This window comes from Halomonas sp. TH-94 (assembly GCF_057473365.1).
In genome coordinates this window covers 129,498-150,979 of the sequence record NZ_JBYCKL010000034.1, presented here as the reverse complement: position 1 = coordinate 150,979, position 21,482 = coordinate 129,498, and the positions used below count along the sequence as shown (strand labels likewise).

General features: G+C 65.4%; 21 protein-coding genes and 2 riboswitches. Of the genes, 17 read left to right on the top strand and 4 right to left on the bottom strand.

Annotated elements, in window-relative coordinates:
• Positions 1-60 precede the first annotated feature (60 nt).
• From AC2VNO_RS06425 to AC2VNO_RS06405, 5 genes are all read left to right on the top strand, one after another.
• Positions 61-954, top strand: a complete 894-nt coding sequence (locus AC2VNO_RS06425) for an NAD(+) kinase (RefSeq protein ID WP_486933350.1) — start codon at positions 61-63, stop codon at positions 952-954.
• 1 nt (position 955) lies between these two features.
• Positions 956-1,957, top strand: a complete 1,002-nt coding sequence (locus tag AC2VNO_RS06420) for a metallophosphoesterase (RefSeq protein ID WP_486933349.1) — start codon at positions 956-958, stop codon at positions 1,955-1,957.
• 209 nt (positions 1,958-2,166) lie between these two features.
• Positions 2,167-3,015 (top strand): rhomboid family intramembrane serine protease, encoded by an 849-nt coding sequence (locus AC2VNO_RS06415; RefSeq protein WP_486933348.1) that lies wholly within the window; start codon positions 2,167-2,169, stop codon positions 3,013-3,015.
• Positions 3,016-3,030: 15 nt separating this feature from the next.
• Entirely contained in the window at positions 3,031-3,315 is a 285-nt protein-coding gene (locus AC2VNO_RS06410) for a YeaC family protein (RefSeq protein WP_486933347.1), read from the top strand.
• A 21-nt stretch (positions 3,316-3,336) separates the two neighbouring features.
• Entirely contained in the window at positions 3,337-4,194 is an 858-nt protein-coding gene (locus AC2VNO_RS06405) for a DUF2797 domain-containing protein (RefSeq protein ID WP_486933346.1), read from the top strand.
• A gap of 33 nt (positions 4,195-4,227) precedes the next feature.
• Here the strand turns inward: AC2VNO_RS06405 and AC2VNO_RS06400 are convergent, their stop codons facing one another.
• Complete coding sequence (locus AC2VNO_RS06400) at positions 4,228-5,313, bottom strand: PA0069 family radical SAM protein (protein ID WP_486933345.1); 1,086 nt, start codon at positions 5,311-5,313, stop codon at positions 4,228-4,230.
• A 117-nt stretch (positions 5,314-5,430) separates the two neighbouring features.
• On the opposite strand from AC2VNO_RS06400, the gene AC2VNO_RS06395 reads away from it, so the two are divergent.
• The 12 genes from AC2VNO_RS06395 to AC2VNO_RS06340 all read left to right on the top strand — a co-directional run bounded on the left by AC2VNO_RS06395 (position 5,431) and on the right by AC2VNO_RS06340 (position 18,083).
• Positions 5,431-7,671, top strand: a complete 2,241-nt coding sequence (locus AC2VNO_RS06395) for a heavy metal translocating P-type ATPase (RefSeq protein WP_486933344.1) — start codon at positions 5,431-5,433, stop codon at positions 7,669-7,671.
• A 56-nt stretch (positions 7,672-7,727) separates the two neighbouring features.
• The gene (cobT, locus tag AC2VNO_RS06390) at positions 7,728-8,783 is read left to right on the top strand and encodes a nicotinate-nucleotide--dimethylbenzimidazole phosphoribosyltransferase (RefSeq protein ID WP_486933343.1); all 1,056 of its coding nucleotides are present in this window, start codon (positions 7,728-7,730) and stop codon (positions 8,781-8,783) included.
• On the top strand, positions 8,780-9,760 hold the full coding sequence (gene cbiB / locus AC2VNO_RS06385; protein WP_486933342.1) for an adenosylcobinamide-phosphate synthase CbiB: 981 nt from the start codon (positions 8,780-8,782) through the stop codon (positions 9,758-9,760). Before cobT ends, cbiB begins: the two co-directional genes overlap by 4 nt.
• Positions 9,757-10,872, top strand: coding sequence for a threonine-phosphate decarboxylase CobD (gene cobD, locus AC2VNO_RS06380; protein ID WP_486933341.1), 1,116 nt, complete (start codon positions 9,757-9,759; stop codon positions 10,870-10,872). The genes cbiB and cobD overlap by 4 nt, the downstream gene beginning before the upstream one ends.
• Positions 10,869-11,411 (top strand): bifunctional adenosylcobinamide kinase/adenosylcobinamide-phosphate guanylyltransferase, encoded by a 543-nt coding sequence (locus AC2VNO_RS06375; RefSeq protein ID WP_486933340.1) that lies wholly within the window; start codon positions 10,869-10,871, stop codon positions 11,409-11,411. Before cobD ends, AC2VNO_RS06375 begins: the two co-directional genes overlap by 4 nt.
• A complete protein-coding gene (gene cobS / locus AC2VNO_RS06370; RefSeq protein WP_486933339.1) occupies positions 11,408-12,166 on the top strand; it encodes an adenosylcobinamide-GDP ribazoletransferase in 759 nt (252 codons plus the stop codon). The genes AC2VNO_RS06375 and cobS overlap by 4 nt, the downstream gene beginning before the upstream one ends.
• Positions 12,118-12,759, top strand: coding sequence for a histidine phosphatase family protein (locus AC2VNO_RS06365; RefSeq protein WP_486933338.1), 642 nt, complete (start codon positions 12,118-12,120; stop codon positions 12,757-12,759). The genes cobS and AC2VNO_RS06365 overlap by 49 nt, the downstream gene beginning before the upstream one ends.
• Entirely contained in the window at positions 12,711-13,139 is a 429-nt protein-coding gene (locus AC2VNO_RS06360) for a bifunctional adenosylcobinamide kinase/adenosylcobinamide-phosphate guanylyltransferase (RefSeq protein WP_486933337.1), read from the top strand. Before AC2VNO_RS06365 ends, AC2VNO_RS06360 begins: the two co-directional genes overlap by 49 nt.
• A 52-nt stretch (positions 13,140-13,191) precedes the next feature.
• Positions 13,192-13,419: riboswitch (cobalamin riboswitch) on the top strand.
• A 127-nt stretch (positions 13,420-13,546) separates the two neighbouring features.
• The gene (locus AC2VNO_RS06355; RefSeq protein ID WP_486933336.1) at positions 13,547-15,412 is read left to right on the top strand and encodes a TonB-dependent receptor domain-containing protein; all 1,866 of its coding nucleotides are present in this window, start codon (positions 13,547-13,549) and stop codon (positions 15,410-15,412) included.
• 46 nt (positions 15,413-15,458) lie between these two features.
• Complete coding sequence (locus AC2VNO_RS06350; RefSeq protein WP_486933435.1) at positions 15,459-16,328, top strand: cobalamin-binding protein; 870 nt, start codon at positions 15,459-15,461, stop codon at positions 16,326-16,328.
• Positions 16,329-16,341: 13 nt separating this feature from the next.
• The gene (locus AC2VNO_RS06345) at positions 16,342-17,316 is read left to right on the top strand and encodes a FecCD family ABC transporter permease (protein WP_486933335.1); all 975 of its coding nucleotides are present in this window, start codon (positions 16,342-16,344) and stop codon (positions 17,314-17,316) included.
• The gene (locus AC2VNO_RS06340; RefSeq protein WP_486933334.1) at positions 17,316-18,083 is read left to right on the top strand and encodes an ABC transporter ATP-binding protein; all 768 of its coding nucleotides are present in this window, start codon (positions 17,316-17,318) and stop codon (positions 18,081-18,083) included. Before AC2VNO_RS06345 ends, AC2VNO_RS06340 begins: the two co-directional genes overlap by 1 nt.
• 57 nt (positions 18,084-18,140) lie before the next feature.
• Here AC2VNO_RS06340 and AC2VNO_RS06335 read toward each other — a convergent pair whose 3' ends face one another.
• The 3 genes from AC2VNO_RS06335 to AC2VNO_RS06325 are packed head-to-tail and all read right to left on the bottom strand — an operon-like array spanning position 18,141 to position 20,925.
• Positions 18,141-18,905: an ABC transporter ATP-binding protein gene (locus AC2VNO_RS06335; protein ID WP_486933333.1), complete on the bottom strand. Its 765-nt coding sequence runs from the start codon at positions 18,903-18,905 to the stop codon at positions 18,141-18,143.
• A complete protein-coding gene (locus tag AC2VNO_RS06330; RefSeq protein WP_486933332.1) occupies positions 18,902-19,969 on the bottom strand; it encodes a FecCD family ABC transporter permease in 1,068 nt (355 codons plus the stop codon). The genes AC2VNO_RS06335 and AC2VNO_RS06330 overlap by 4 nt, the downstream gene beginning before the upstream one ends.
• Positions 19,966-20,925 carry an ABC transporter substrate-binding protein gene (locus AC2VNO_RS06325; RefSeq protein WP_486933331.1) on the bottom strand — a complete coding sequence of 320 codons (960 nt, stop codon included), beginning with the start codon at positions 20,923-20,925 and terminating at the stop codon, positions 19,966-19,968. Before AC2VNO_RS06325 ends, AC2VNO_RS06330 begins: the two co-directional genes overlap by 4 nt.
• Before the next feature lie 313 nt (positions 20,926-21,238).
• Positions 21,239-21,448, top strand: a riboswitch (cobalamin riboswitch).
• The last annotated feature ends 34 nt before the right edge of the window (positions 21,449-21,482 follow it).

The window sequence follows — 21,482 nt, the reverse complement described above, 5'->3', positions numbered from 1 at the left end:
CGTTTGCCCGGGCTGTCCCCAGTCCTCATAATGAATGGTCATGATTCGAGAGGCGAGGGCATGCACGAGCAGCGCGACGGGTTCAAAAGCATCGGTTTGATCGGCCGCCTGGGCAGCTCCAAGGTGGTGGACACCCTGACGCGACTGATGCACTACCTCGAGAGGGGCGGCTATCACGTCGTCATCGAGGATCGCACGGCGACGGTCATGACCGACCACGGTTGTCCCGAGGCCAGCCGGCGGACCCTGGGCGAACTCTGCGACCTCGTCATCGTGGTTGGCGGCGATGGCAGCCTGTTGGGTGCTGCGCGTACGCTGTGCCACAGCGGCACCCTGATGCTGGGAGTCAATCGCGGCCGGCTGGGCTTTCTTACCGATATATCGCCGGACGAGGTCGAAGAGCGGGTAGGCCAGGTATTGGCCGGACAGTACGAGGTCGAGGAACGTTTTTTGCTCGATGCGGAGCTGTACCGTGACGGCACGCTGGTAGGTAGCGGCGATGCCTTGAACGAAGTGGTGCTGCACCCGGGCAAGGCGGTGCGCATGATCGAATTCGAGCTGTTCATCGACAACCAGTTCGTCTACAGCCAGCGCAGCGACGGCCTGATCATGGCCACTCCCACCGGTTCCACCGCCTATGCCCTATCCGGGGGCGGTTCGATCATGCATCCCAAGCTCGACGTCATCGAATTGGTGCCGATGTTTCCCCACACGCTCTCCAGCCGGCCCATCGTCATCGATGCCGCCAGTGAAATTCGTGTGCATATCGGCGAAACCAACCAGACATACCCCCATATCAGCTGTGACGGGCAGACCCGGGCGGTTGCCAAGCCCGATGACGTGCTGGTAGTGAAGCGCAAGCCGCAGCGGGTGCAACTGGTGCATCCCATCGGTCATAACTTCTATGAGGTCCTGCGCAGCAAGCTGGGCTGGAGCAATCGGTTGGGAGACTGAGGTGAGGCAGGCGGCACTTGAAGGCTACGACCTGATTGGCGACGTGCATGGCTGCGGCGCCACCCTGGGAGCCCTGCTCGAGAAGCTTGGCTACCACCAGCGTGGCGGTGTCTATCGTCACCCCCGGCGCAAGGTGATCTTTCTAGGCGACCTGATCGATCGCGGTCCGCGCATACGCCTGGCGGTGACCATTGCACGTCGCATGGTGGAAGAGGGCGAAGCGCATATCGTCATGGGCAACCATGAGTACAATGCGCTTGCCTACAGCCATCGAGCACCGGGCCACCTGGGTGGCGAGTGGCTGCGCGCCCACTCTCCCCGGCACAACCGCATCATCAAGGAAACTCTCGAGCAGTATCGCGACCACCCGGCGGAATGGGACGAGACCCTGGCCTGGTTCATGGAAATTCCACTCTATCTGGATTTCGGTGAGTTTCGGGTCGTACATGCCTGCTGGGACCAGCCGCTGATCGACGCGATGGAGCGGGAGTGCCCCGGCGGCATCATCGACGAAACGTTCCTGCAGCAGTCTGTGTCACCCGACACGCTCGCCTACACGGTGCTGGACCGCTTGACACGTGGTGTGCACCTAACGCTTCCCAAAGGGGTCGAGATCCATTCCGGCGACGGCTTTACCCGACGCAGCTTTCGCGCTCACTTCTGGGCCCGGCAGCCTGAAACCTGGGGCGATGTGATCTTCCAGCCGGATAACCTGCCCGACGATCTCGAGGAGCGTGAGCTCAGTGCCGATGAGCGGGCAAGCCTGCCTCACTATGGCCTCGATCAGCCGCCCCTGTTCATTGGCCACTACTGGTGTGAAGGCGTTCCCGCTCTGCCGACCGCCAATATCGCTTGTCTCGACTATAGCGCGGTTAAATTCGGGCGCCTCGTCGCCTACCGCTGGAGCGGCGAACGACGCCTGGATGCCAATCACTTCGTCTGGGTCAGGGTGCCACAAGAGGAGGAGGCCAGGCCGCGTCCCTGGGAAATCGATTTCGATTGAGGTCGATACAAAGTTTTACATTTTTTTTTATCACGGCCATGAACTTCCTTTCCCAAAGCTCATCTGAATAGGTGTTCCCTTGAATGATCCCTTGCTCTTGTCCGGCGGCCCCCCTTCCGCCGGACTTTTTCTATGTGCCCTTTGGCAAATTTGAGAAATGATTCGGCGCAGCGCAAGATGCTCATAACACATTGGTTCAGGAAGCGTTCATGTATCGCGTCATGCTGTTCCCCCACGAAACGGACACCCGCGAGCTGCGCCGAGCCCTTTGGGCGCACCGGATCGGCCATCGCTTCACCGAGGAAACGGAGGGGCAGGCGCTCTGGCTAGCCGATCCCGGCCAACACGATGCCATGATGCAGCTGCTGACCCGCTGGCAGCGCGGCGAGCGAATCATGCCCGAGCGACGCAAACGTCCTGCGGTAGGCGGTGGTTCTCTGGCCGTGCCTTTTCGCCAGGCACCGGTCACGGCCACGGCAGTGGGTATTTCGCTGCTGGTATTCGCACTGATGTATGTGCTCGGCGATATCGTGGTGGCCATGCTGACCATCGTGCCGATTGGCGTCGTAGGCGGCGGGCTGGCCTTCGGTAGCCTGACCGATGCGCTGACCTCGGGCCAGGTATGGCGGCTGCTGTCGCCGGCCTTCCTGCATTTCGGCTGGATGCACCTCATCTTCAACATGATGTGGCTGTGGTACTTCGGCCGCCAGGTCGAGTCGCTCCAGGGCAGCGGGCGCATGCTCGCTATCCTGCTGGTTGCCGGTATCGGCGCCAACCTGGCCCAGTACGCCACCGGCACCGTACTGTTCGGCGGCATGTCGGGGGTGGATTTCGCCCTGCTCGGCTACGTCTGGCTGATGTCGCGCCGCGCCCCGCAGAGTGGCTTCTTCGTGCCTCAGATGCTGGTGGTGTTCATGCTTGGCTGGATGGTCTTCACCATGACCGACATGGCTGCTGCGGTGGGCTTCGGTAACGTGGCCAACGAGGCCCACCTGGGAGGGCTGGTCGTGGGGCTCCTGCTGGGGTGGTATTATTCCAGCCGTGCCCGCCGCCTTTGATCAAGAGAGTTTTACATGAGCGATATGACCTTCGAGCGCATGATTCGCCAGATGACGCCGGCCATCTATGAGAGCCTCAAGCAGGCGGTGGCGCTGCGCAAGTGGCCCGATGGACGCCTGCTGAGCGCAGAGCAGACCGAGCTTTGCCTCGAGGCGGTGATCCGCTACGAACACGAAAACAACGTGCCGGAGGAGCTGAGGGTCGGCTACCTGCAGCAACGCACCTGCGGCAGTGCCAGCAGCGGCACCGACGTACCGCCGGAGCTGGCGGGGCTAGCTCGGGACGCCTCGCGTGATTGACCAGCCTATGCCGCATCCCCTATGAATATTATTGAAACGAAAGAAGTCGATTCCGCGGTAATTCAGGGCTGCCTGAGCAAGATGGCCGTCGCGCCGGGGGAGCAGGGCGGCGCGGTGCGCTACACGCTGCGTGCCGGCGAGCATCGCCTCGACCTGAACGCGCGGCTCGGCCAGCCGCTGCGGCTGCAGTGGACCGGGGCGATTGCCTGTACCCACTGCGGCCGGGCGACGAAGAAGAGCTTCGCCCAGGGCTACTGCTACCCCTGCTTCAAGAAGCTGGCCCAGTGCGACACCTGCATCGTCAAGCCCGAGACCTGCCACTTCGATGCCGGTACCTGCCGTGAGCCGACGTGGGCCGAGCGCTTCTGCTTCCAGCCCCATGTGGTCTACCTGGCCAATTCGTCGGGTCTCAAGGTCGGTATCACCCGCGGGACTCAGGTGCCGACGCGCTGGCTCGATCAGGGGGCGATTCAGGCGCTGCCGGTCCTGTCTGTCCAGACACGTCTGCAGTCCGGTCTGGTCGAAATGCTGTTCAAGGAAGAGGTGGCGGACCGTACCAACTGGCGCGCCATGCTCAAGGGTGAAGTCGAGCCGCTGGACCTCCGCGCCGAGCGCGATCGCCTTCTGGCGCGTTTGGAAAGCGGCCTCGGCTCCCTGCGTGAGCGCTTCGGAGTCGACAGCGTCCAGGTGCTCGACGAGCCGCCGGTCACTTTCGACTATCCGGTGCTGGAGTTTCCCCACAAGATCGTATCGCACAACTTCGACAAGCAGCCCGAGGTGGCCGGAACGTTGATGGGCCTCAAGGGCCAGTACCTGATTCTCGACACTGGCGTGATCAACCTGCGCAAGTTCACCGGCTACGAGGTGACGGTCGGCTGACCCCGTACCGCTTGTCCTACTCGCGGTATGAACTCAGCCGCTGAAAAGATCCCCCTGCGCTCGTGGCGGGCGGAACGCGGTGATGTCGAGCTGCCGCGACTCGCTGGTGGCCGGGTCGTTGAGGCCCAGCCGCCGGCAGATCTTGTCGAAGCGCTGGGCGATCAGCTCGGCGAACACTCCCTCGCCGCGCATGCGCTTGCCGAAGCGGCTGTCGTAGTCGGCACCGCCACGACTCTGTCGCACCAGACTCATCACCTTGCGCGCCCGCTCGGGGTAGTGGGCCGCCAGCCAATCCTCGAACAGCGGCGCTACTTCCCGCGGCAGCCTCAGCAGCGTCCAGCCGGCCCACTGCGCGCCGGCGTCCCGCGCCGCTGCCAGCAGCCGGTCCAGCTCATGGTCGGTCAGACCCGGTATCACCGGTGCCACCATCACCCCCACCGGGATGCCGGCCTCGTGCAGTCGCTGCACGGTGCGCAGGCGCGCGGCGGGTGAGGCGGCCCGGGGCTCCAGGCTGCGCTTGAGCTCGGTGTCGAGGCTGGTCAGGCTAATCGACACCCGCACCAGCCGCTGGCGGGCCAGCTGCTCCAGCAGGTCCAGGTCACGCAGGACCAGCGCGCTCTTGGTGATGATCGACACCGGGTGGCGACACTCGAGCAGGAAGCCCAGTATCTCGCGGCTGGTGCCTCGCTCCGCTTCCAGCGGCTGATAGCAGTCCGTATTGCCTGAAAGAGCGATCGGCCGGCAAACATAACTCCTCTTGCAGAACTCATCCCGCAGTCGATCCACCAGGCCGCTGCGGGCAATCAGCCGAGTCTCGAAGTCGATACCCGGCGACATGTCCCAGTAGGCGTGACTCGGTCGCGCGTAGCAGTAGATGCAGCCGTGCTCGCAGCCGCGGTAGGGATTGAGGGAGCGGTCGAAGGCCAGGTCCGGGGAGTCGTTCCACGCCAGCGCACTGCGTGCCCGCTCCTCGCTGACCACCGTGGCCAGGCGCGTCGGCATCTCCTCCTGCCACCAGCCGTCGTCCACCGTTTCGCTGTGGGTGGGGGCGAAGCGGTTGTCGGGGTTGTAGGTGGCGCCGCGACCCTTGCGCGTTTGCTTGATGTCGAAGTGGGGCATGGCGAGCCTTCATTTAACTGTATTCATGTACAGTATAGGGTGGCATTGGTCAGGTGCCAATCGTGAACGGCTCCACCTGGCGGGCATTTGTTTCGGGTTTCCTTTACGCTTTGCCGTATGGATGCCATCTCCGACAGTCAATCCGAGCGCCAGGGCGAGGCGCTCTACTCGGTCCACGGGCTGTGGTGCACTAGCTGCGCGCTTGCCGTCGAAGCCCAGTTGATGCGCTTATCCGGCGTTGAGTCCGCCAGCGTGCACTACCCCAGCGCCACCTTGCTGGTGCAAGGCCAGCCGGAAGCCCTCGACGAGAGTCGCATGGCCGCCGCCGTGGACCGACTCGGCTATCGCTTGGGCCCTCCGGAAGCGATAGGCGATGCCGAAGCGCGGCTGGATGCCGAGAGCCGCTATCTCACCCTGCGTCTGCTGTTGGCCGTGGCCTTCGGCATGTGGACCATGCTCGCTTCGCTGCTGATCTATGCCGGGGCCATGCCCAGCTCCGAGTTGGACCTGATCATGGCCTGGGTATCGGGCGCCTTCGCCATTCCCGTCGTCACCTATGTAGCGCTGCCGTTCTACCGCGCCGGCTGGCGCACCGCACGCGCATGGCGACCCGGCATGGATGCCCTGGTGTCGCTTGGTGCGCTGACGGCGGTGGGCGTATCGCTGTGGCTGCTGATGCTGGGTTCGCCGGAGGTCTATTTCGATACCGCCGTGATGTTGGTCACCCTGCTGCTGGTCGGTCGGCTGGTGGAAACCCTGTGCCGCCACCGCGGGCTGCGTGCGCTCCAGGCGTTGCATCGGCCGCCGGCGCAGGTTCAGCGCTGGGTGGCGGATGCCTGGCAGTCCTGTGCGCTAAAAGCGGTGGCGGTGGGGGATCGGCTGCGCGTCGAGCCCGGCGAGACCCTGCCGCTGGACGGTGTCCTCCGCGATGGCGAAGCGCTGCTCGACCTCTCACCACTGACCGGGGAAAGCGCGCCGCGGCGCTGCCTGCCGGGCGATGCCGTGGCGGCCGGTTGCCGTAACCTCGGCGCGGAGATGGTATTCGAGGTTACCGCGCCCGCCGGCGAGTGTCGTTTGGACCGGCTGCGCGAGCAGATGTGGTGGCAGCAGGCGCGCAAGGGCGAGCTGCAGCGGCTGGCGGATCGCTTCGCCGGCTGGCTCAGCCCCTTGGCGGTGGTGCTGGCGTTGCTTACCCTGGTGGCGACCTGGCTGGCCGGCGTGCCGACCGAGGAGGCCTGGGTGAGGGCGCTGTCGGTGCTGGTGGTGGCCTGCCCCTGCGCCGTGGGCCTGGCGATTCCCCTGGCCGGTCTGGCGGGCAGCGGCCAGGCCCTGGAGCGCGGCGTGGTGATTCGCGACCCGGGGGCCTTCGAGACGCTGGCGCGAATCCGCAGCGCCGCCTTCGACAAGACCGGCACCCTCACCGCCGGGGAACCGCAGGTGCAGGCCATGCACTCGGCGGCCAACCTTTCTGAGCCGGAGCTGCTGGCGCTGGCCTCGGTGGCGGCGCGTGGCAGCGAGCACCCGTTGGCGCGGGCCGTGCGTCGCTATGCCCAGGATGCTGGGGCGGGCATTGAACTCGAGATCGTGCAGGCCGAGGAGGTCGGCGGACGGGGGCGCCGTGTCTTACTTGGCGACGGGCGAGAGCTGCTGCTGGGCAGCCGTGCCTGGCTCGCCGAGCAGGGCGTTGCCACCGAGCAGGCCGTCGACTCGGGAGAGAGCGAAGTGCTGCTGGCCTGCGACGGTACCCTGTCGGCTCGCTTCACCCTGGGCGAGACGGCCCTGCCCGGCACCGCAGAAACGCTGGCCGAGCTGCGCCGTCACGGCCTTGCGCTGGCGCTGATCAGCGGCGATAGGGCGCCGGCGGTGAGGCGGCTGGCGGATGCGGTGGGTATGAAAGCGGAGGAGTGCTATGCCGGTCGCAGCCCCGAGGCCAAGGCGAAGCTGTTGGCAGCCATGCCGCAGCCATCGCTCTATGTGGGAGATGGGCTGAACGATGTTCTGGGCCTAGCCACGGCAAGCGTGGGCGTAGCGCCACTGGGTGCCAGTGCCACCGCGCAGGAGGGGGCCAGCGTGGCGTTGCTCAAGCCGGGAGTGGTCGGCATCGAGGTTGCCTGGCATCTGGCGCGCCTCACCCGAAGGGTGATGCGTCAGAACTTGATCCTTTCCGGGGTCTACAACCTGCTGGCGCTGGGGCTGGCGGTGGCCATGCCGATTCCGCCGTTGGTGGCGGTGCTGGCAATGGTGGCCAGTTCACTCAGCGTGGTGGCGAACTCGGCGCGCCTGGCCTTGAGCGATGACGAAGCACCGAGAGAGCGCCCCGTAAGCCCGCGGTCCGACCCTCTCGGCGCGGCACCGTGACAGACCGAACCAGCCTGTTAAGATGGCGGCAGCTCTCGTCATATCAGGACAATCGCATGCTTGCCGTTACCCTGGCCGCCATCGTGCCGGTCGAAGACTCTCTCGCAGCTGCCGTGCAGGCACGTCTGGACAGCCTAACCAAGCCGCCCGGCAGCCTTGGGCGTCTCGAGAGTCTGGCCAGGGAGCTGGCCTGCATCAGTGGCCAGGTCGTTCCGACGGTGAGTCCGCCTGGCGTGATCGTGTTTGCCGCCGACCATGGCGTGGCGGAAGAGGGTGTTTCGGCCTTTCCTCAAGAAGTCACGGCGCAGATGGTCGCCAACTTCGCTGCCGGTGGGGCCGCCATCAACGTGTTTTCCCGGCAGATAGGCGCGCGCCTCGAAGTCGTCGATGTGGGAGTGAAGGGAACGGTTGCAGGCGACGACGTGGTACACGACAAGGTGCGCCCCGGCACGGCAAATTTCATCCACGCCGATGCCATGAGCCGCAGCGAGGCCGAACATGCCATTGACGTGGGCATTCGCGCCGCCGAACGCAGTCATGCCGCCGGCTGCCGCTGCCTGATCGTCGGCGAGATGGGTATCGCCAACACCACGGCGAGCAGCGCCCTGCTGGCTGCGCTGAGCGACGTGCCGGTGAGTCGGCTGGTGGGACAGGGGACAGGCATTGATCTCTCGCGAGTGCCGCACAAGGCGAAAGTGATTGAAACAGCTCTGGCGGCTCGCTGTGCTGATCCCACCCAGCCGCTCGAGGTGCTGGCCAAGCTCGGCGGGCTCGAAATCGCCGCCATGGCCGGCGCCTACCTAGGCGCAGCGGCCCGGCGCATGCCGATCCTGGTCGACGGCTTCATTGCCACCGTGGCGGCGCTGGTGGCATGCAGGTTGAATCCTGCCACACGTGGCTATCTTATCTTCGCTCACCGCTCCTGCGAGCCGGGGCATGACGTGGCGCTCGAGCAGCTGGAAGCCAGGCCGCTGCTCGACCTGCAGCTGCGACTGGGCGAGGGCACCGGAGCGGCGCTCGCCTTTCCGCTGCTCGAAGCCGCCTGTCGCATGCTGGCCGAGATGGCTACCTTCGACTCGTCCGGGGTGGTTGCCGGTGCCGTTGCAGAATGAGCGCCGAGCCGCTCAGCCTGGCCCTGTTCCTGCTGCTCGTCGGAGCCATTCTGACCGATCTGGCCGTTGGCGACCCACGCTGGTTGCCGCATCCGGTCGTGCTCATGGGGCGGCTGATCGCTCTCTTGGAGCGTCGCTGGAACCAAGGCACGTTCACGCAGCGGCGGCTCAAGGGGTTCCTGCTCACCGGCTGCGTGGTGGGGTTGGTCTACGTCACGGCCTGGGCCGCGCTGGCGCTGCTGGCCTGGCTGCACCCCTGGTTAGGACTTGCCGGCGAGCTGCTGTTGCTGGCCAGTGCGCTTGCCATCAAGGGCCTGCGCGATGCCGCGTTAGCCGTGGCCGGCCCATTGGCAAAGGGTGAGCTCAAGGCTGCACGGCAGGCCGTTTCGATGATCGTCGGACGCGATACCGAGAGCCTCGGCGAGGCCGATATCGCCCGGGCCGCGGTGGAGACCGTGGCCGAAAATACGGTCGATGGTATTACCGCACCGCTGTTTTGGGCGCTGCTCGGCGGGGCGCCGCTGGCGCTGGCCTACAAGGCGGTGAACACCCTCGATTCCATGGTCGGCTATCGCAACGAGCGTTACGCCGACTTCGGCTATGCCTCGGCAAAGCTTGACGATATCGCCAACTGGATACCGGCTCGGCTGACCGCGCTGGCCATGTGGCTGGCGGCTCTGGCGCTGCCCGGTTCGCGCACGCGAGGGGCGTTGGCCGGCACCTGGCGCGACGCGCCGGGCCACCCCAGCCCCAATGCCGGCTGGCCCGAGGCGATGATGGCCCATCTGCTCGGCGTGCAGCTGGGCGGCACCAACACCTATGCCGGGAAAATTTCCGAGCGGGTACGGATGGGCGACCCACGGGTGCCGCTGGGCGTCGCCCACATAGAGGCGGCCGTGCGCCATATGCACGCAGCCTGGAGCGTCTTCTTCCTGCTGATGGCGGGTCTCGCGTTCGCCGTGAGGGTGTGGGTATGAGCGAACCGGATAGCAGGCACGACTGGCCTAGCCACGGCGGGAGCCCCGAGCGGGTATTGCCGCGCTTCGGCCTCGCTGGCGACAGTGAGGTCATCGACTTCAGTGCCAACCTCAACCCGCTGGGGCCGCCGCCCTGGCTGGCGCAGCGGCTCGCCGCCAGTCTGGCGGAGCTCGCCGTCTATCCCGATCCCGACTATGGCGCAGCGCGAGCGGCCATTGCCCTGAGCGAGGGGTTGGCGCCCGAACAGGTGCGGCTTACCAACGGCGGTGCCGAAGCGATCTTCCTCGCCGGGGCGCTGCTGGCCAGGCGCGAGGCAGGGCACGAGGTGGGGCGGGCAATCATTGTGCAGCCGACCTTCAGCGAATACGAGCGTGCCTGCCGCCACTACGGTATCGCCGTCCAACATCTCAGCTTGGGGGGGGAGGGCTTCGTACTGGACGAGGCGCGTGCCTGTGAAGCCATGCGTGAGGCGGATGCCATCTTCCTGTGCCGACCCAACAATCCTACCGGTACGCTGGTCGAGCGGCAGCTGGTCGAACGCATGCTGGCGGTGGGAGAGCGCCACGGCACCATGCTGGTGGTGGACGAGGCCTTCATCGACTTCGTCACCCCCGACGAGCGGCTCACGCCGCTGCTGGCCCGCTACGACAACTTGCTGCTTTTGCGCTCCATGACCAAGCTCTACGCCATTCCCGGGCTGCGACTCGGCTACCTGCTGGGCGGGGAGTCGTTAGTGCGGAGCATCGCCGAGTTGCAACCGCCGTGGAGCGTCAATGCCCTGGCGGCGGGGATGGTCGCGCCGCTGCTGGCGGAGCGCGACTACCTGGCGCGTACCCACGCCTGGCTCAGAGCCGAACGCCCTTGGCTGAGCCATGAGCTGCAGGTGCTGGGGTTAAAGGTGGTGCCCTCCCAGGCCAATTTCCTGCTGGTTCGGGATGGTGGTTCACGGCCCATGTCGCGGCTGCTCGAACATCTGGCTCGCTCGGGCATTCTGGTGCGTCACACTCACAACTTCTTGGGACTCGACGGTGCCTGGCTACGCGTTGCGGTACGCTCGCGGCAGGAGAATCGACGCTTGCTCGAGGCCATTGCCCGCTGGAGGGCGTCATGATCGCCTTCATCAGTGGTGGGGCGCGCTCCGGCAAGAGCTCCCACGCCGAAGCCTTGGCAAGGCGCTGGCAGGCCGAGCGGGGCGGGGATCGCTACTACCTTGCCACCGCCACCCGCGGCGACGGGGAAATGCAGGCTCGTATCGGACGGCACCGTGACGCCCGCGGCGAGGGCTGGATCACGCTGGAGGAGCCGGTCGACCTGCTTGCAGCCCTCGATAGGGTCGACCCCGGCGGCACACTGCTGCTCGACTGCCTGACGCTGTGGGCCAGTCAGCTGTTGTATGCCAGTCCGCTCGACGAAGCGCAGGGCACCGCCATGATCGAGCGTATGCTGGCCACCGCCAGGCAGCGCAACATCGCACTGGTGATCGTCTCCAACGACGTCAACGAGGGCATCCCCCCTGAGGATGCCGAGGTGTGGCGCTACCTTGCCTTTCTGCAGCGCGTGCACTGTCTGGTGGCGTGCGAGGCGGATGAGGTGGTGCAGGTGATGGCCGGGCTACCCCAGCACTGGAAGACGCAGGAAGCCCAGATATGAGAGACGCCGCCTACGGCCTGGCATTGGCCCTGCAGTTCCTGACGCGTCTGCCGCTGCCGCTTGCATGCCCCTGGACGCCTGAGACGCGGCGTTGGGCAGTGCGTTGCTACCCGTTGGTGGGCGTGCTCATTGGCGGCCTGCTGGTCGTAGCGAGCCTACTGCTCGATGGCTTGCTGCCCGCACCGCTACTGGCGCTGGCCCTGCTCACCCTGTGGGTGGCACTGACCGGCGGTCTGCATCTGGACGGCTTGATGGACGTGGCCGATGCACTGGGCAGCAATGCGCCACTAGCGCGTAAATGGGAAATCATGAAGGACCCCCACGTGGGTAGTTTCGGCATCCTGGCGCTGGTCTTCTTGCTGTTGTGGAAGGCCGCGTTGCTGTACGTGCTTATCGACGCCGGCGCAAGCCTTCTGCTGCTGCTGGTGATTGTGGCGCTGGGGCGACTGGCAGCAGTGGCACTGCTGGTGCTGGCTCCGGCAGCCCACCCGCAGGGCATGGCCGCCAGTTGGAAGCGCGATCTTGCACCGCTCGATCTGTATCTCGCGGCGCTGCCCCTCCTGCCGCTGGCCGTGCTGGTGCCAGGCGCAGGGTGGCTATGCCTGTCCCTGGCGCCGTTTCTGGCACTCTACGCCTGGGGCATGCAGTACGCCTTCCAGGGCATCAATGGCGATATCGTCGGAACCGCAATCGAAGGAGGAGAACTATGGCTGCTGCTGGTCGCCTGGAGCTGGTGGTCGTTCGTCATGGGCTGACCCAGTGGAATCGCGAGCGCCGCTACCAGGGGCAGCGGGATATTCCGTTGCTGTTGCCGGATGCCTTGCCGGGCCTCGACCGGCTGCGCGAGGCGCTGGCGGAGCAAACCTTCGATGCCGTGTACTGCAGCGATCTGACCCGCTGCCGACAGACCCTGGCGCACGTGGTCGAAGGGCGCGAGCGGGCCTGGCCGACACACTTCGACTCGCGCCTGCGGGAGCTCGACTTCGGCGAATACGAGGGGCACAGCTACGAGGAGCTGGAGACTAAGCCCGCCTATCGCGCCTGGATCGACACCGCCGGCGAGCAGGCCCCGCCTGGCGGTGAATCCACCGTCGACCTGCGCCGTCGGCTCGACGACTGGTTTGCCGACTTGGTGAGCGGCTGCACGCCTCACGGCCAGTATCGTGCACTGGTGGTGGCCCATGGTGGGGTGATTCGCGAGTTGCGCCGCCGCTTCGAGGGCATCGGCTTCTGGGAAGGGGGCGTCGTTCAGGCCGAGGGGCGCCGATTCACCTTCACTCATGACGGAGGGCGCTGGCAATGCAGTTCTTCATCGGCGGTACCTGCGCCGGCAAGCGCGGCGTCGTAAGGCAACGCTTCGAGGAGCCCCGCTGGCATTCCGCCCATGCGGGAGACCGGCTCGAGGCGTGGCCTTCGGCTGCCGACACCTCATGCCTGGTGCTGGAGGGCTGGGAGCGCTGGATCGGCGAGCGGCTCGCCGCCGAGCCCGACGACGACCGGCTGCGCCAGGCCATGGTGCGGGAGCTCGATGCGCTGCGGGCCTGGGAAGCCGAGCAGGGTGGCGAAGTAGTGCTGATCCTGCTCGAAATGGGTCGTGGCATCGTGCCGCTCGGTACCGACAAAAGGCGCCTGCGTGACCTCAACGGCTGGCTGGCCCAAGACGCTGCGGCGCGCAGCGAACGGGTGTGGTACGTGTGGAATGGGCTGGTGAAAGAGCTAAGTTGTTGATCTGTATCAGCCTGAGCGCAACGGTGCGTTGACGTTCGTCGGCGCTGTTGTTAGCTTACGCCCACTCTCAGGCGCCTCATTGTCCTATCGAGGTTAAACGGGAAGTCGGTGGTCCTCTTCACAGTCGAAGAGGCGCATTCCGACGCTGCCCCCGCAACGGTGATCGAGTGCAGGTCCATCATCACGCCACTGTGCTTTGCATGGGAAGGCGATGGACCCGGAGCGTGTAGTCGGCGCTTCACTCGTCAGCCCGGAGACCGGCCCGAGAGAACATGCCGGGTTGCGGTGGGCAATCTCGAGGCAGGGCAGACGCCGCCGTTCACCTCTCCCTTTCTCGATCCCCTTCACGCCGCCCCGGCTTCGCCTAGAAGACCGTGCGGGTAGGCACGGCGAGCAAGGGAATCGAAATGAAAACCAGTCATCACCTGGCCGCGCAGGGCCTGGCCGCCTTCGGCCTGGCTGTGCTTCCTCTGGCCGTTCAGGCCCAGGCCACCACCGCCGAAGAAACCGACACCGTCGCGCTCAACCCGATGGTGATCACCGCCACCCTGGCGCCGCGTACCGCCGACGAGACGCTCTCCTCGGTGACCGTGCTCGACGAGGCCACCCTGCGTCGGCAGGATCCCACCAGCGTTACCGATATGCTGCGCGGCCAGCCGGGAGTGGACGTCATCACCAACGGCAGCTTCGGCAAAAACAGCAGCGTCTACCTGCGGGGTACCGGCAACGAGTCGACGCTGCTGATGATCGACGGCATTCGCCTGCGCTCGGCGACGGCGGGCGGTGCAGCTTGGCACTATCTCGATCCGCGCATGTTCCAGCGCGCCGAGATCGTGCGTGGCCCGCGGGGCAGCCTGTACGGGGCCGATGCGGTGGGCGGCGTGGTGCAGCTGTTCACTCATGAGGCGCAGGAGGGCGGTCCGCACCCACGCGTCTCGGTGGGCGGCGGCTCCTTCAACACCCAGCGCTACAGCGCCGGGCTCTCCGGCAGCAGCGGCGGCACCCGCTACAGTTTTGCCGGCAGTCATTTCACCACGGACGGTACACCCATTCGTCGCGATGGCGAGGACAAGGGGTACGACAATACCTCTGGGCTGGTTCGTATTACCCATACTTTCGAAACTAATGCGGAAGTAGGCGTGCTAGCACTGCGTGCCAGAGGCGGCAATGAGTACGACGGTGGCGAAATGGACTTCGTGCAGCAAGTTGCCGGCATCTACGGTGAGCTACCAATCGCCAGCAACTGGCGTAGCCGGCTGACCTTGAGTGAGTCACGTGACGAGCTTCACGACCAGGCTTATGCCACCCAGTGGGGGCCGGCAAGTACTTCCATCCTCGATACTCGTACTCAGACTGTTCGCTGGCAGAATACCCTGGCTTTTGGTGTGCACGAATTGGTGGCCGGGGCCGAGTACAGCGAAGATCGTGTTTCCGGTACGACAGGCCACGACGTGACTCGTCGCGACAACACGGCGGTTTTCGCCCAGGGTCTACTCGATTTTTCTCCGTTCGCCTTGCAGGCTGCCCTCCGTTATGACGACAACGAGGCGTATGGCGAGGAAGTCACCGGCAGTTTGGCGCTTGGCTATGATCTGGATAGCTTTCATACGCTGCGAGCCAGCTATGGCACGGCTTTCCGTGCTCCGACTTTCAACGATCTGTATTGGCCCTACCAGGACTTCGGTGATTGGGGATCCTACCAAGGAAATCCTGACTTGCGGGCGGAAACTTCTTCTACGGTTGAGTTCGGTATACGTGGCCAATACCAGACCATTTTCTGGGATCTGGCGGCTTACCATACGTCTGTTGACGATATGATCGCCACGGAGACCATCAATAATGATAGTCGTCCGACCAATATCAACGAGGCGCGTATTCGGGGCGTCGAGTTGTCAGGGGGAGCCGAGATACAGGACTGGACTCTGGCCGCTGCCTTGACTTGGACTGATCCCGAAAATCGTAGCGGAGCCAATGCGGGCAATCGTATCCAGCGCCGGGCCAGCCAGAGCGCACGTTTCGACGTGGATCGCGAGCTGGGCGAGTGGTCGCTGGGCGGCTCCTGGATCTTTCAGGGGTATCGCTACAATGATGCCGCCAACACGGATCGCATCGGTGGCTTCGGGCTGGTCAACCTGCGCGCCGGGTGGCAGTTTGCCCCGCTGTGGTCGGCTCGCCTGACGGTGGAGAACGCCCTGGACAAGGAGTACGAAACTTCCCGTGACTACCTCAACGCCGGCCGTGCGGCCTTCGTCAGTGTCCACTTCGGCCAGTAAGGGCCGGTTCGGCGGGGCCCTTGGCCCCGCTGCATTTTCCTGTGCCTTGCTGGCGCTGGCCCTGTCGGGGCCGGTGGCCGGCGAGGCACGCGCCGGTTCGCTCTGCGCCATCGACGACCGTTCGCGCGAGGTGTGCCTGGATGCACCGGCCACTCGCATCGCTGCGCTCTCGCCGGGTGCAACGGAGCTGGTCTACGCCGCCGGGGCGGGAGAGAAGGTGGTCGCGGTGGTGGCCTACAGCGACTACCCGCCCGAGGCACAAGAGGTGCAGTCGGTGGGCAGTCATACCCGCATGGATCTGGAAGCCCTGGTGACACTGAATCCGGACCTGGTGATCGGCTGGATGACCGGCAACCCGCCCGAGCAGCTCGAGACCATCGAGGCGCTAGGCATGCCGGTGTTCTATATCGAGCCGCGCGACTTCGAGGGGGTATCGAGCGCCATCGAGCGGCTGGCGCTACTCGCCGATACCCGGGAAGAGGGCGAGCGAGTGGCCGGCGAGTTTCGTCAGGGCATGGCGGAACTTGCCGAGCGCTACGCCGACGCCGAGCCTGTCCCGGTGTTCTATCAGGTGTGGGATGAACCGCTGATGACCATCAACGACGAGCACCTGATCGGCAAGGTGCTGACCCTATGCGGCGGCGTCAACGTTTTCGGCGAGCTGTCGCGTCTGGTGCCGCGCATCGACGACGAATCGGTGCTTGCTGCCGATCCCGAGGCAATACTCGCCGGCGGCATGGGCGAGGAGAACCGCAACTGGCTGACTCACTGGGGACAGTATCCGAACCTTACGGCCGTTGAGCGGGAGAATCTCTACTTCGTGCCGCCCTCGCTGATCCAGCGGCCCACGCCGCGGCTGCTCGAGGGCAGTCGTCTTTTCTGTGAGAAGCTCGACCGTGCCCGCGACAAGCGCTGAGGCAAGCGGCCCGATGCCCCGTCGCAACCTGTGGCCGCCGCTTGCCGTACTGGTGCTGGTGGGGCTGGCAGCGCTGCTGTTCTCCGTTACGGTAGGCAGTGCCGCGCTGTCGCTAGGCGACGTGTGGGCGGTGATGCGCGGCGAGGGAAGCCCCCTGGCGCGCACGCTGGTGCTCGACCTGCGTATTCCGCGCTCGCTGGCGGCCTTCGCCGTGGGCGGCCTGCTCGCCGTGGCCGGCGCCCTGATGCAGGTGCTGCTGCGCAACCCCCTGGCCGACCCCTACGTGCTGGGCCTCTCCGGCGGCGCCTCGGTGGGGGCGCTGGCGGCGATGCTTGCCGGCATGGGCGGGGCGGTGCTGACCGGCTCCGCCTTTGCCGGGGCCTTTCTCTCCACGCTGCTGGTGTTCGGGTTGGCCCACGGTACCGGCAGCTGGACGCCCTCGCGGCTACTGCTTACAGGGGTCGTGGTAGCCGCCGGCTGGGGCGCGGTGATCACCCTGATGCTGGCACTCAGCCCCGCCGAGCGGCTGCCCGGCATGCTCTACTGGCTGATGGGCGATCTCTCCTATTCGCGCTCCCCCTGGCCGCCGCTGGCGCTGCTGTTGTTGATCTGCCTGCTGCTGCTGCCGCTGGGCCGCAGCCTCAACGTCATGGCGCGGGGCCCGCTCCAGGCGGCAGCGCTGGGGGTCAACGTGCGCCCGCTGGAGTGGACGATCTATCTCGTCGCCAGCGCGCTTACCGCCACGGCGGTGACCACCGCCGGCAGTATCGGCTTCGTCGGCCTGGTGGTGCCGCACATGCTGCGCCTGGTGCTCGGCAACGACCAGAGGCTGATCCTGCCGGCCTGTGCGCTTGCCGGCGGCACTCTGCTGGTACTGGCCGACACCCTGGCGCGCACCATGATCGCTCCGGAGCAGCTGCCGGTAGGGGTGATCACCGCGCTGCTCGGCGTACCCACCTTCCTCTACCTGCTCTACCGGAGCCGCTGATGAATCGCCTCGAGATCTGCGAGTTGATAATCGACGTGCCGGGGCGGCGCGACGGCCGACCGCTGGCGCTCAGCGTCGAGCCGGGGCAGGTGTGGGGTGTTCTCGGTCCAAACGGCGCCGGCAAGACGACCCTGCTGCATACCCTGGCCGGTCTGCGCGCACCGCGTAAAGGCCAAGTGCTCATCGACGAACGGCCGCTGCTAGCACTTGGCCGCCGCCAGGTGGCGCGCACCCTTGGGCTGGTGTTCCAGGAGCGCCACGACGGCTTTCCCGCCACCGTGCGTGAGACTGCGCTGATTGGCCGCCACCCGTGGCTTTCGGCGTGGCAGATGGAGGGCGGTGAGGACCTGCGCCTGGCCGAGGCGGCGCTCGAGCGACTCGACGTCGACCACCTGGCCGAGCGGCTGGTCAGCACGCTCTCGGGCGGCGAGCGGCAGCGCCTGTCCATTGCCACGGTGCTGACCCAGGCGCCGCAGATATGGCTCGCCGACGAGCCCACCAACCATCTAGACCTGCACCACCAGACCGCGGTGATGGCGCTGCTCGCCGAGCAGGCAGCCGAGGGCCGCGCGGTGATGATGTGTTTGCACGATCTCAATCTGGCGGCGCGCTGGTGCGATCACCTGCTGCTGCTCTATCCCGACGGCGAGGCGTGCTGGGGGCCTGCGGCAAGCATGCTGGTACCAGCCGCGCTGGAAGCGCTATACGGCCAGCGCCTGGCCACCGCCGAGATTGATGGCGCTCCCGTCTTCGTACCCGTGAGATAGCGGCAAGTGGGTATGCAGGCGCTATCGGCGGGCACGAGGGAGGCTCGTGCGGGGGCTTTATAGCGCGTGGCGAAAGCGCATGATGCGGCGTTGGTCGACAGGATCATCGAGGAAATCGACATTCACGCCGAAGGTATGGCGCAGCCTTGCGGCAGTGAGTACCTGCCTGGGTGGGCCGACATCCACCAGGCGACCGCCATCCATCACGCCGATACGGTCGCACTCCATGGCCTGATTGAGGTCATGCAGGGCGATGACCACCGTGACCGGCAGCTGCCGCACCAATTTCAGAATCGATAGCTGGTGACGAATGTCGAGGTGGTTGGTGGGCTCGTCGAGCAGCAGAATCCTCGGTTGCTGTGCCAGGGCCCGCGCGATGTGCACGCGCTGCCGCTCGCCGCCGGAAAGGGTATGCCAGAGTCGATCCGCCAGAGGCGCCATGCCGACGTTGGCGAGGGCGTGGGCGACGACGGCATCATCCTGCTCCGACCACGCCTGCAGCGCCGAGAGGAAGGGTGTCCTACCCAGGCCGACCGCCTCGCGAACCACGATACGGTCGAGGGTCTCAGCCTGCTGCTCGACGAAGGCGACGCTCCGGGCGATGTCGCGCTGGCGCATCGCATACATCGAGGCATCGTTCACCAGTACACGACCACGCTTGGGCTTGCGTAGCCCGGCCAGCACCCGCAGCAGGGTGGTCTTGCCCGAGCCGTTCGGGCCGACCAGGCCGAAGGTCTCGCCGGGTTCTATCGTGAGGCTGACATCGTCCAGTAGCCTGTGGCCGTGAACCGACCAGTCGATGCGTTCGGCGGTAAGTCTCATTTCGCCCTCGTTCCACGCACCAGGATCAGGGCGAAGGCCGGAGCGCCGACCAATGCCGTGACCACGCCGATCGGCAGTACCTGACCCGCCACCAGGACGCGCGAGAGAATATCCGCAGCGATCAGGAACACCGCGCCGGCCAACGCCGAGGCGGGAACCAGGCGCGTGTGGCGGCTACCGACCAGAAAGCGCATGGCATGGGGAATTACCAGCCCCACGAAGCCGATGGCGCCGACCATGGAAACCATCACTGCCGTGACCAGGGCCATGCTGGCAATCAGGATGCCGCGCACGCGGCGCACGGGAATGCCCAGCGAGGCGGCGCTGTCGGCACCGAAGGTAAAGGCATCCAGTGCCCGCCGGTACCATAAGCAGACCAGCAGGCCGGCCACCGCGGCGGGCAGTCCCAGGGAAACGTCCTCCCAGCGCACCCCGGACAGGTTGCCCATCAGCCAGAACATGATGCCTCGCGCCTGCTCGGCGCTTGCCGACCTGGCGATGATGAAAGCAGTCAGAGCATTGAACAGCTGCGAGCCGGCGATGCCCGCCAGGATGATGGCCCCCGCGGCCTGGGTGCTGCGTCCGCCACCGGTGCCACTGCTGGCGGCATGGGCGAGCAACACCACCAGGCCGAACGCCAGTCCCGCCCCGGCGAAGGCACCGAGAGAGAGCGTCACCGCGCCGGCGCCGAGCCCGGCGATGGTCACCGCCACGGCACCGGTGGAGGCGCCGGCGGATATCCCCATCAGGAAAGGGTCGGCCAGGGGGTTGCGCAGCAGTGCCTGCAGGACGACGCCGGCAAGCGCCAAACCAGCCCCGCAGCAGGCGGCAAGAATGGCCCGGCTGAGGCGATAGTTCCAGATGATGCCGGCGTCGATCCGGTCCACGGCATAGCCTGCGCCCCACAGCCGGTTGGCCAGTACCTTGAAAATGGTATCCAGCGCAATCGGCGTCTCGCCGATGGCGGTGCCGGCCATTATCGCCATGAACAGGATCAACGGCGTCAGCCAGGTCCAGTGCCAGCGAATGGGTATCGCCGGGCGCAATGCCAGGGTCGAAATCATTGGTCGAAGGACATCGTCGATAGGGCCTCGACCAGCGTTTCGAGACCGAAGATCGTGCGCATGGTGGCACTCATGGCATGGGCATCCATTTCGATGATGCGTCCATTTCCAACTGCCGCCATTTCTCGAGTCACGGGGTCGTTATGAAGAAACTCTAGTTTGTTGGCGATATCGTCCGCGGGGAAGCGGCGTCGATCCATGCTTGCGACCACGATGATATCCGGATCGGCTCGGGCGATGGTTTCCCAGCCGACCACTGGCCACTCTTCATCGGACTCCACCACATTGCGGATACCCAAGGCATCCATCATATAGCCCGGTGCACCGAGCCGGCCGGCGGCAAAGGGATCCGCCGACTCGGCGGGAGAGGAGAACCAGAATACCGCTGACAGGTTTTCCGGCAAGGCCAGGTGATTGGCACTCTCTATGGCGCTGGCCTCTCGTGCCTGCAGCTCCGCGACCAGGGCGTCCCCAGCCTCGCGTACGTTGAAGATGCTCGCCAGTTCGAGGACGCCCTTGTAGACGTGTTCAGGCGAAAAGGCGGCGATACGCGTGCCATCGCCACCCGTGCTGTTGTCCTTGGTGTCGCAGTCGGCAGGCATTACATAGGTGGCGATACCGAGCTCATGGAACTGCTCCCGGCTCGCCACGCTTCCTGTGGGGCCGACGTGCCACTCATATTGAGCGGCGACGAAATCGGGCCTGCGGCTGATGACGGACTCGAAACTCGGGTCGTTGTCGGCAAGCCGCTCGATTTCGGCATCGATCTCGCTGAACTGTGGCAGCACGGGATTGAACCATACCGATGTTCCGGACACTCGCTCGGAAAGTCCCAATGAATAGAGGATTTCCGTGGCCGATTGTCCCACGGTAACAGTGCTTTCAGGGACGGATTCGAAGCTGATTTCCATGCCGCAATTGGTCAATGTCAGGGGGTAATCGGTGGGCTCCGCCATGACAAATGGTGCGGGAAAAAAAGCGAGAGTTGCCAGTAATCGTCGAGCGTAATTCATCGCGTCATATCCAGGTGGCGGGAGAGTATGGGCCAATGAGGTTATGGTGGGCGGCGATCATAGCACTGCATTTTGCACGTCGGCGCCTCGATTGCCAGCTACCAGGATGAGAAAAGAATTGTTATGTTATACTATAACAATTTTGGGGAAAAGCTTTGAATATCACGCTGTCGGGGCAGCCTGCCGGTTGGGGTGACTGCGAGCCACGGCGGGTCATCCGTGGTCAAATTGCGCCTGTTGCGGCAATTGCTTTAGGATGGGCCTACTCGAGACGGGTGCCCCTGCTCGTAGGGGATAATCGGGAAGTATGGTACGGCGCTTGCGCCCATCCCATCGCTGCCCCCGCAACGGTAATGAGTGAGTAGCCTGCAAGAACCACTGGCATTGGCCGGGAAGGTGCAGGCAATGGCGCGATTTTTCGCGTCACTCCTCGAGCCCGGAGACCGGCCCGTCATGTCGTTTCATCCAGTAACGGTGCGGTGGGCACCGGGGATAGCGTG

Coding starts and splice junctions, on each gene's coding strand:
- AC2VNO_RS06355 (WP_486933336.1), top strand. CDS start 13,547: ATGAAAACCAGTCATCACCTGGCCGCGCAGGGCCTGGCCGCCTTCGGC.
- AC2VNO_RS06365 (WP_486933338.1), top strand. CDS start 12,118: ATGGCTGCTGCTGGTCGCCTGGAGCTGGTGGTCGTTCGTCATGGGCTG.
- AC2VNO_RS06375 (WP_486933340.1), top strand. CDS start 10,869: ATGATCGCCTTCATCAGTGGTGGGGCGCGCTCCGGCAAGAGCTCCCAC.
- cobS (WP_486933339.1), top strand. CDS start 11,408: ATGAGAGACGCCGCCTACGGCCTGGCATTGGCCCTGCAGTTCCTGACG.
- AC2VNO_RS06410 (WP_486933347.1), top strand. CDS start 3,031: ATGAGCGATATGACCTTCGAGCGCATGATTCGCCAGATGACGCCGGCC.
- cobT (WP_486933343.1), top strand. CDS start 7,728: ATGCTTGCCGTTACCCTGGCCGCCATCGTGCCGGTCGAAGACTCTCTC.
- AC2VNO_RS06340 (WP_486933334.1), top strand. CDS start 17,316: ATGAATCGCCTCGAGATCTGCGAGTTGATAATCGACGTGCCGGGGCGG.
- AC2VNO_RS06405 (WP_486933346.1), top strand. CDS start 3,337: ATGAATATTATTGAAACGAAAGAAGTCGATTCCGCGGTAATTCAGGGC.
- AC2VNO_RS06415 (WP_486933348.1), top strand. CDS start 2,167: ATGTATCGCGTCATGCTGTTCCCCCACGAAACGGACACCCGCGAGCTG.
- AC2VNO_RS06360 (WP_486933337.1), top strand. CDS start 12,711: ATGCAGTTCTTCATCGGCGGTACCTGCGCCGGCAAGCGCGGCGTCGTA.
- AC2VNO_RS06325 (WP_486933331.1), bottom strand. CDS start 20,925: ATGGCGGAGCCCACCGATTACCCCCTGACATTGACCAATTGCGGCATG.
- cbiB (WP_486933342.1), top strand. CDS start 8,780: ATGAGCGCCGAGCCGCTCAGCCTGGCCCTGTTCCTGCTGCTCGTCGGA.
- AC2VNO_RS06330 (WP_486933332.1), bottom strand. CDS start 19,969: ATGATTTCGACCCTGGCATTGCGCCCGGCGATACCCATTCGCTGGCAC.
- AC2VNO_RS06400 (WP_486933345.1), bottom strand. CDS start 5,313: ATGCCCCACTTCGACATCAAGCAAACGCGCAAGGGTCGCGGCGCCACC.
- AC2VNO_RS06345 (WP_486933335.1), top strand. CDS start 16,342: ATGCCCCGTCGCAACCTGTGGCCGCCGCTTGCCGTACTGGTGCTGGTG.
- AC2VNO_RS06335 (WP_486933333.1), bottom strand. CDS start 18,905: ATGAGACTTACCGCCGAACGCATCGACTGGTCGGTTCACGGCCACAGG.
- AC2VNO_RS06425 (WP_486933350.1), top strand. CDS start 61: ATGCACGAGCAGCGCGACGGGTTCAAAAGCATCGGTTTGATCGGCCGC.
- AC2VNO_RS06395 (WP_486933344.1), top strand. CDS start 5,431: ATGGATGCCATCTCCGACAGTCAATCCGAGCGCCAGGGCGAGGCGCTC.
- cobD (WP_486933341.1), top strand. CDS start 9,757: ATGAGCGAACCGGATAGCAGGCACGACTGGCCTAGCCACGGCGGGAGC.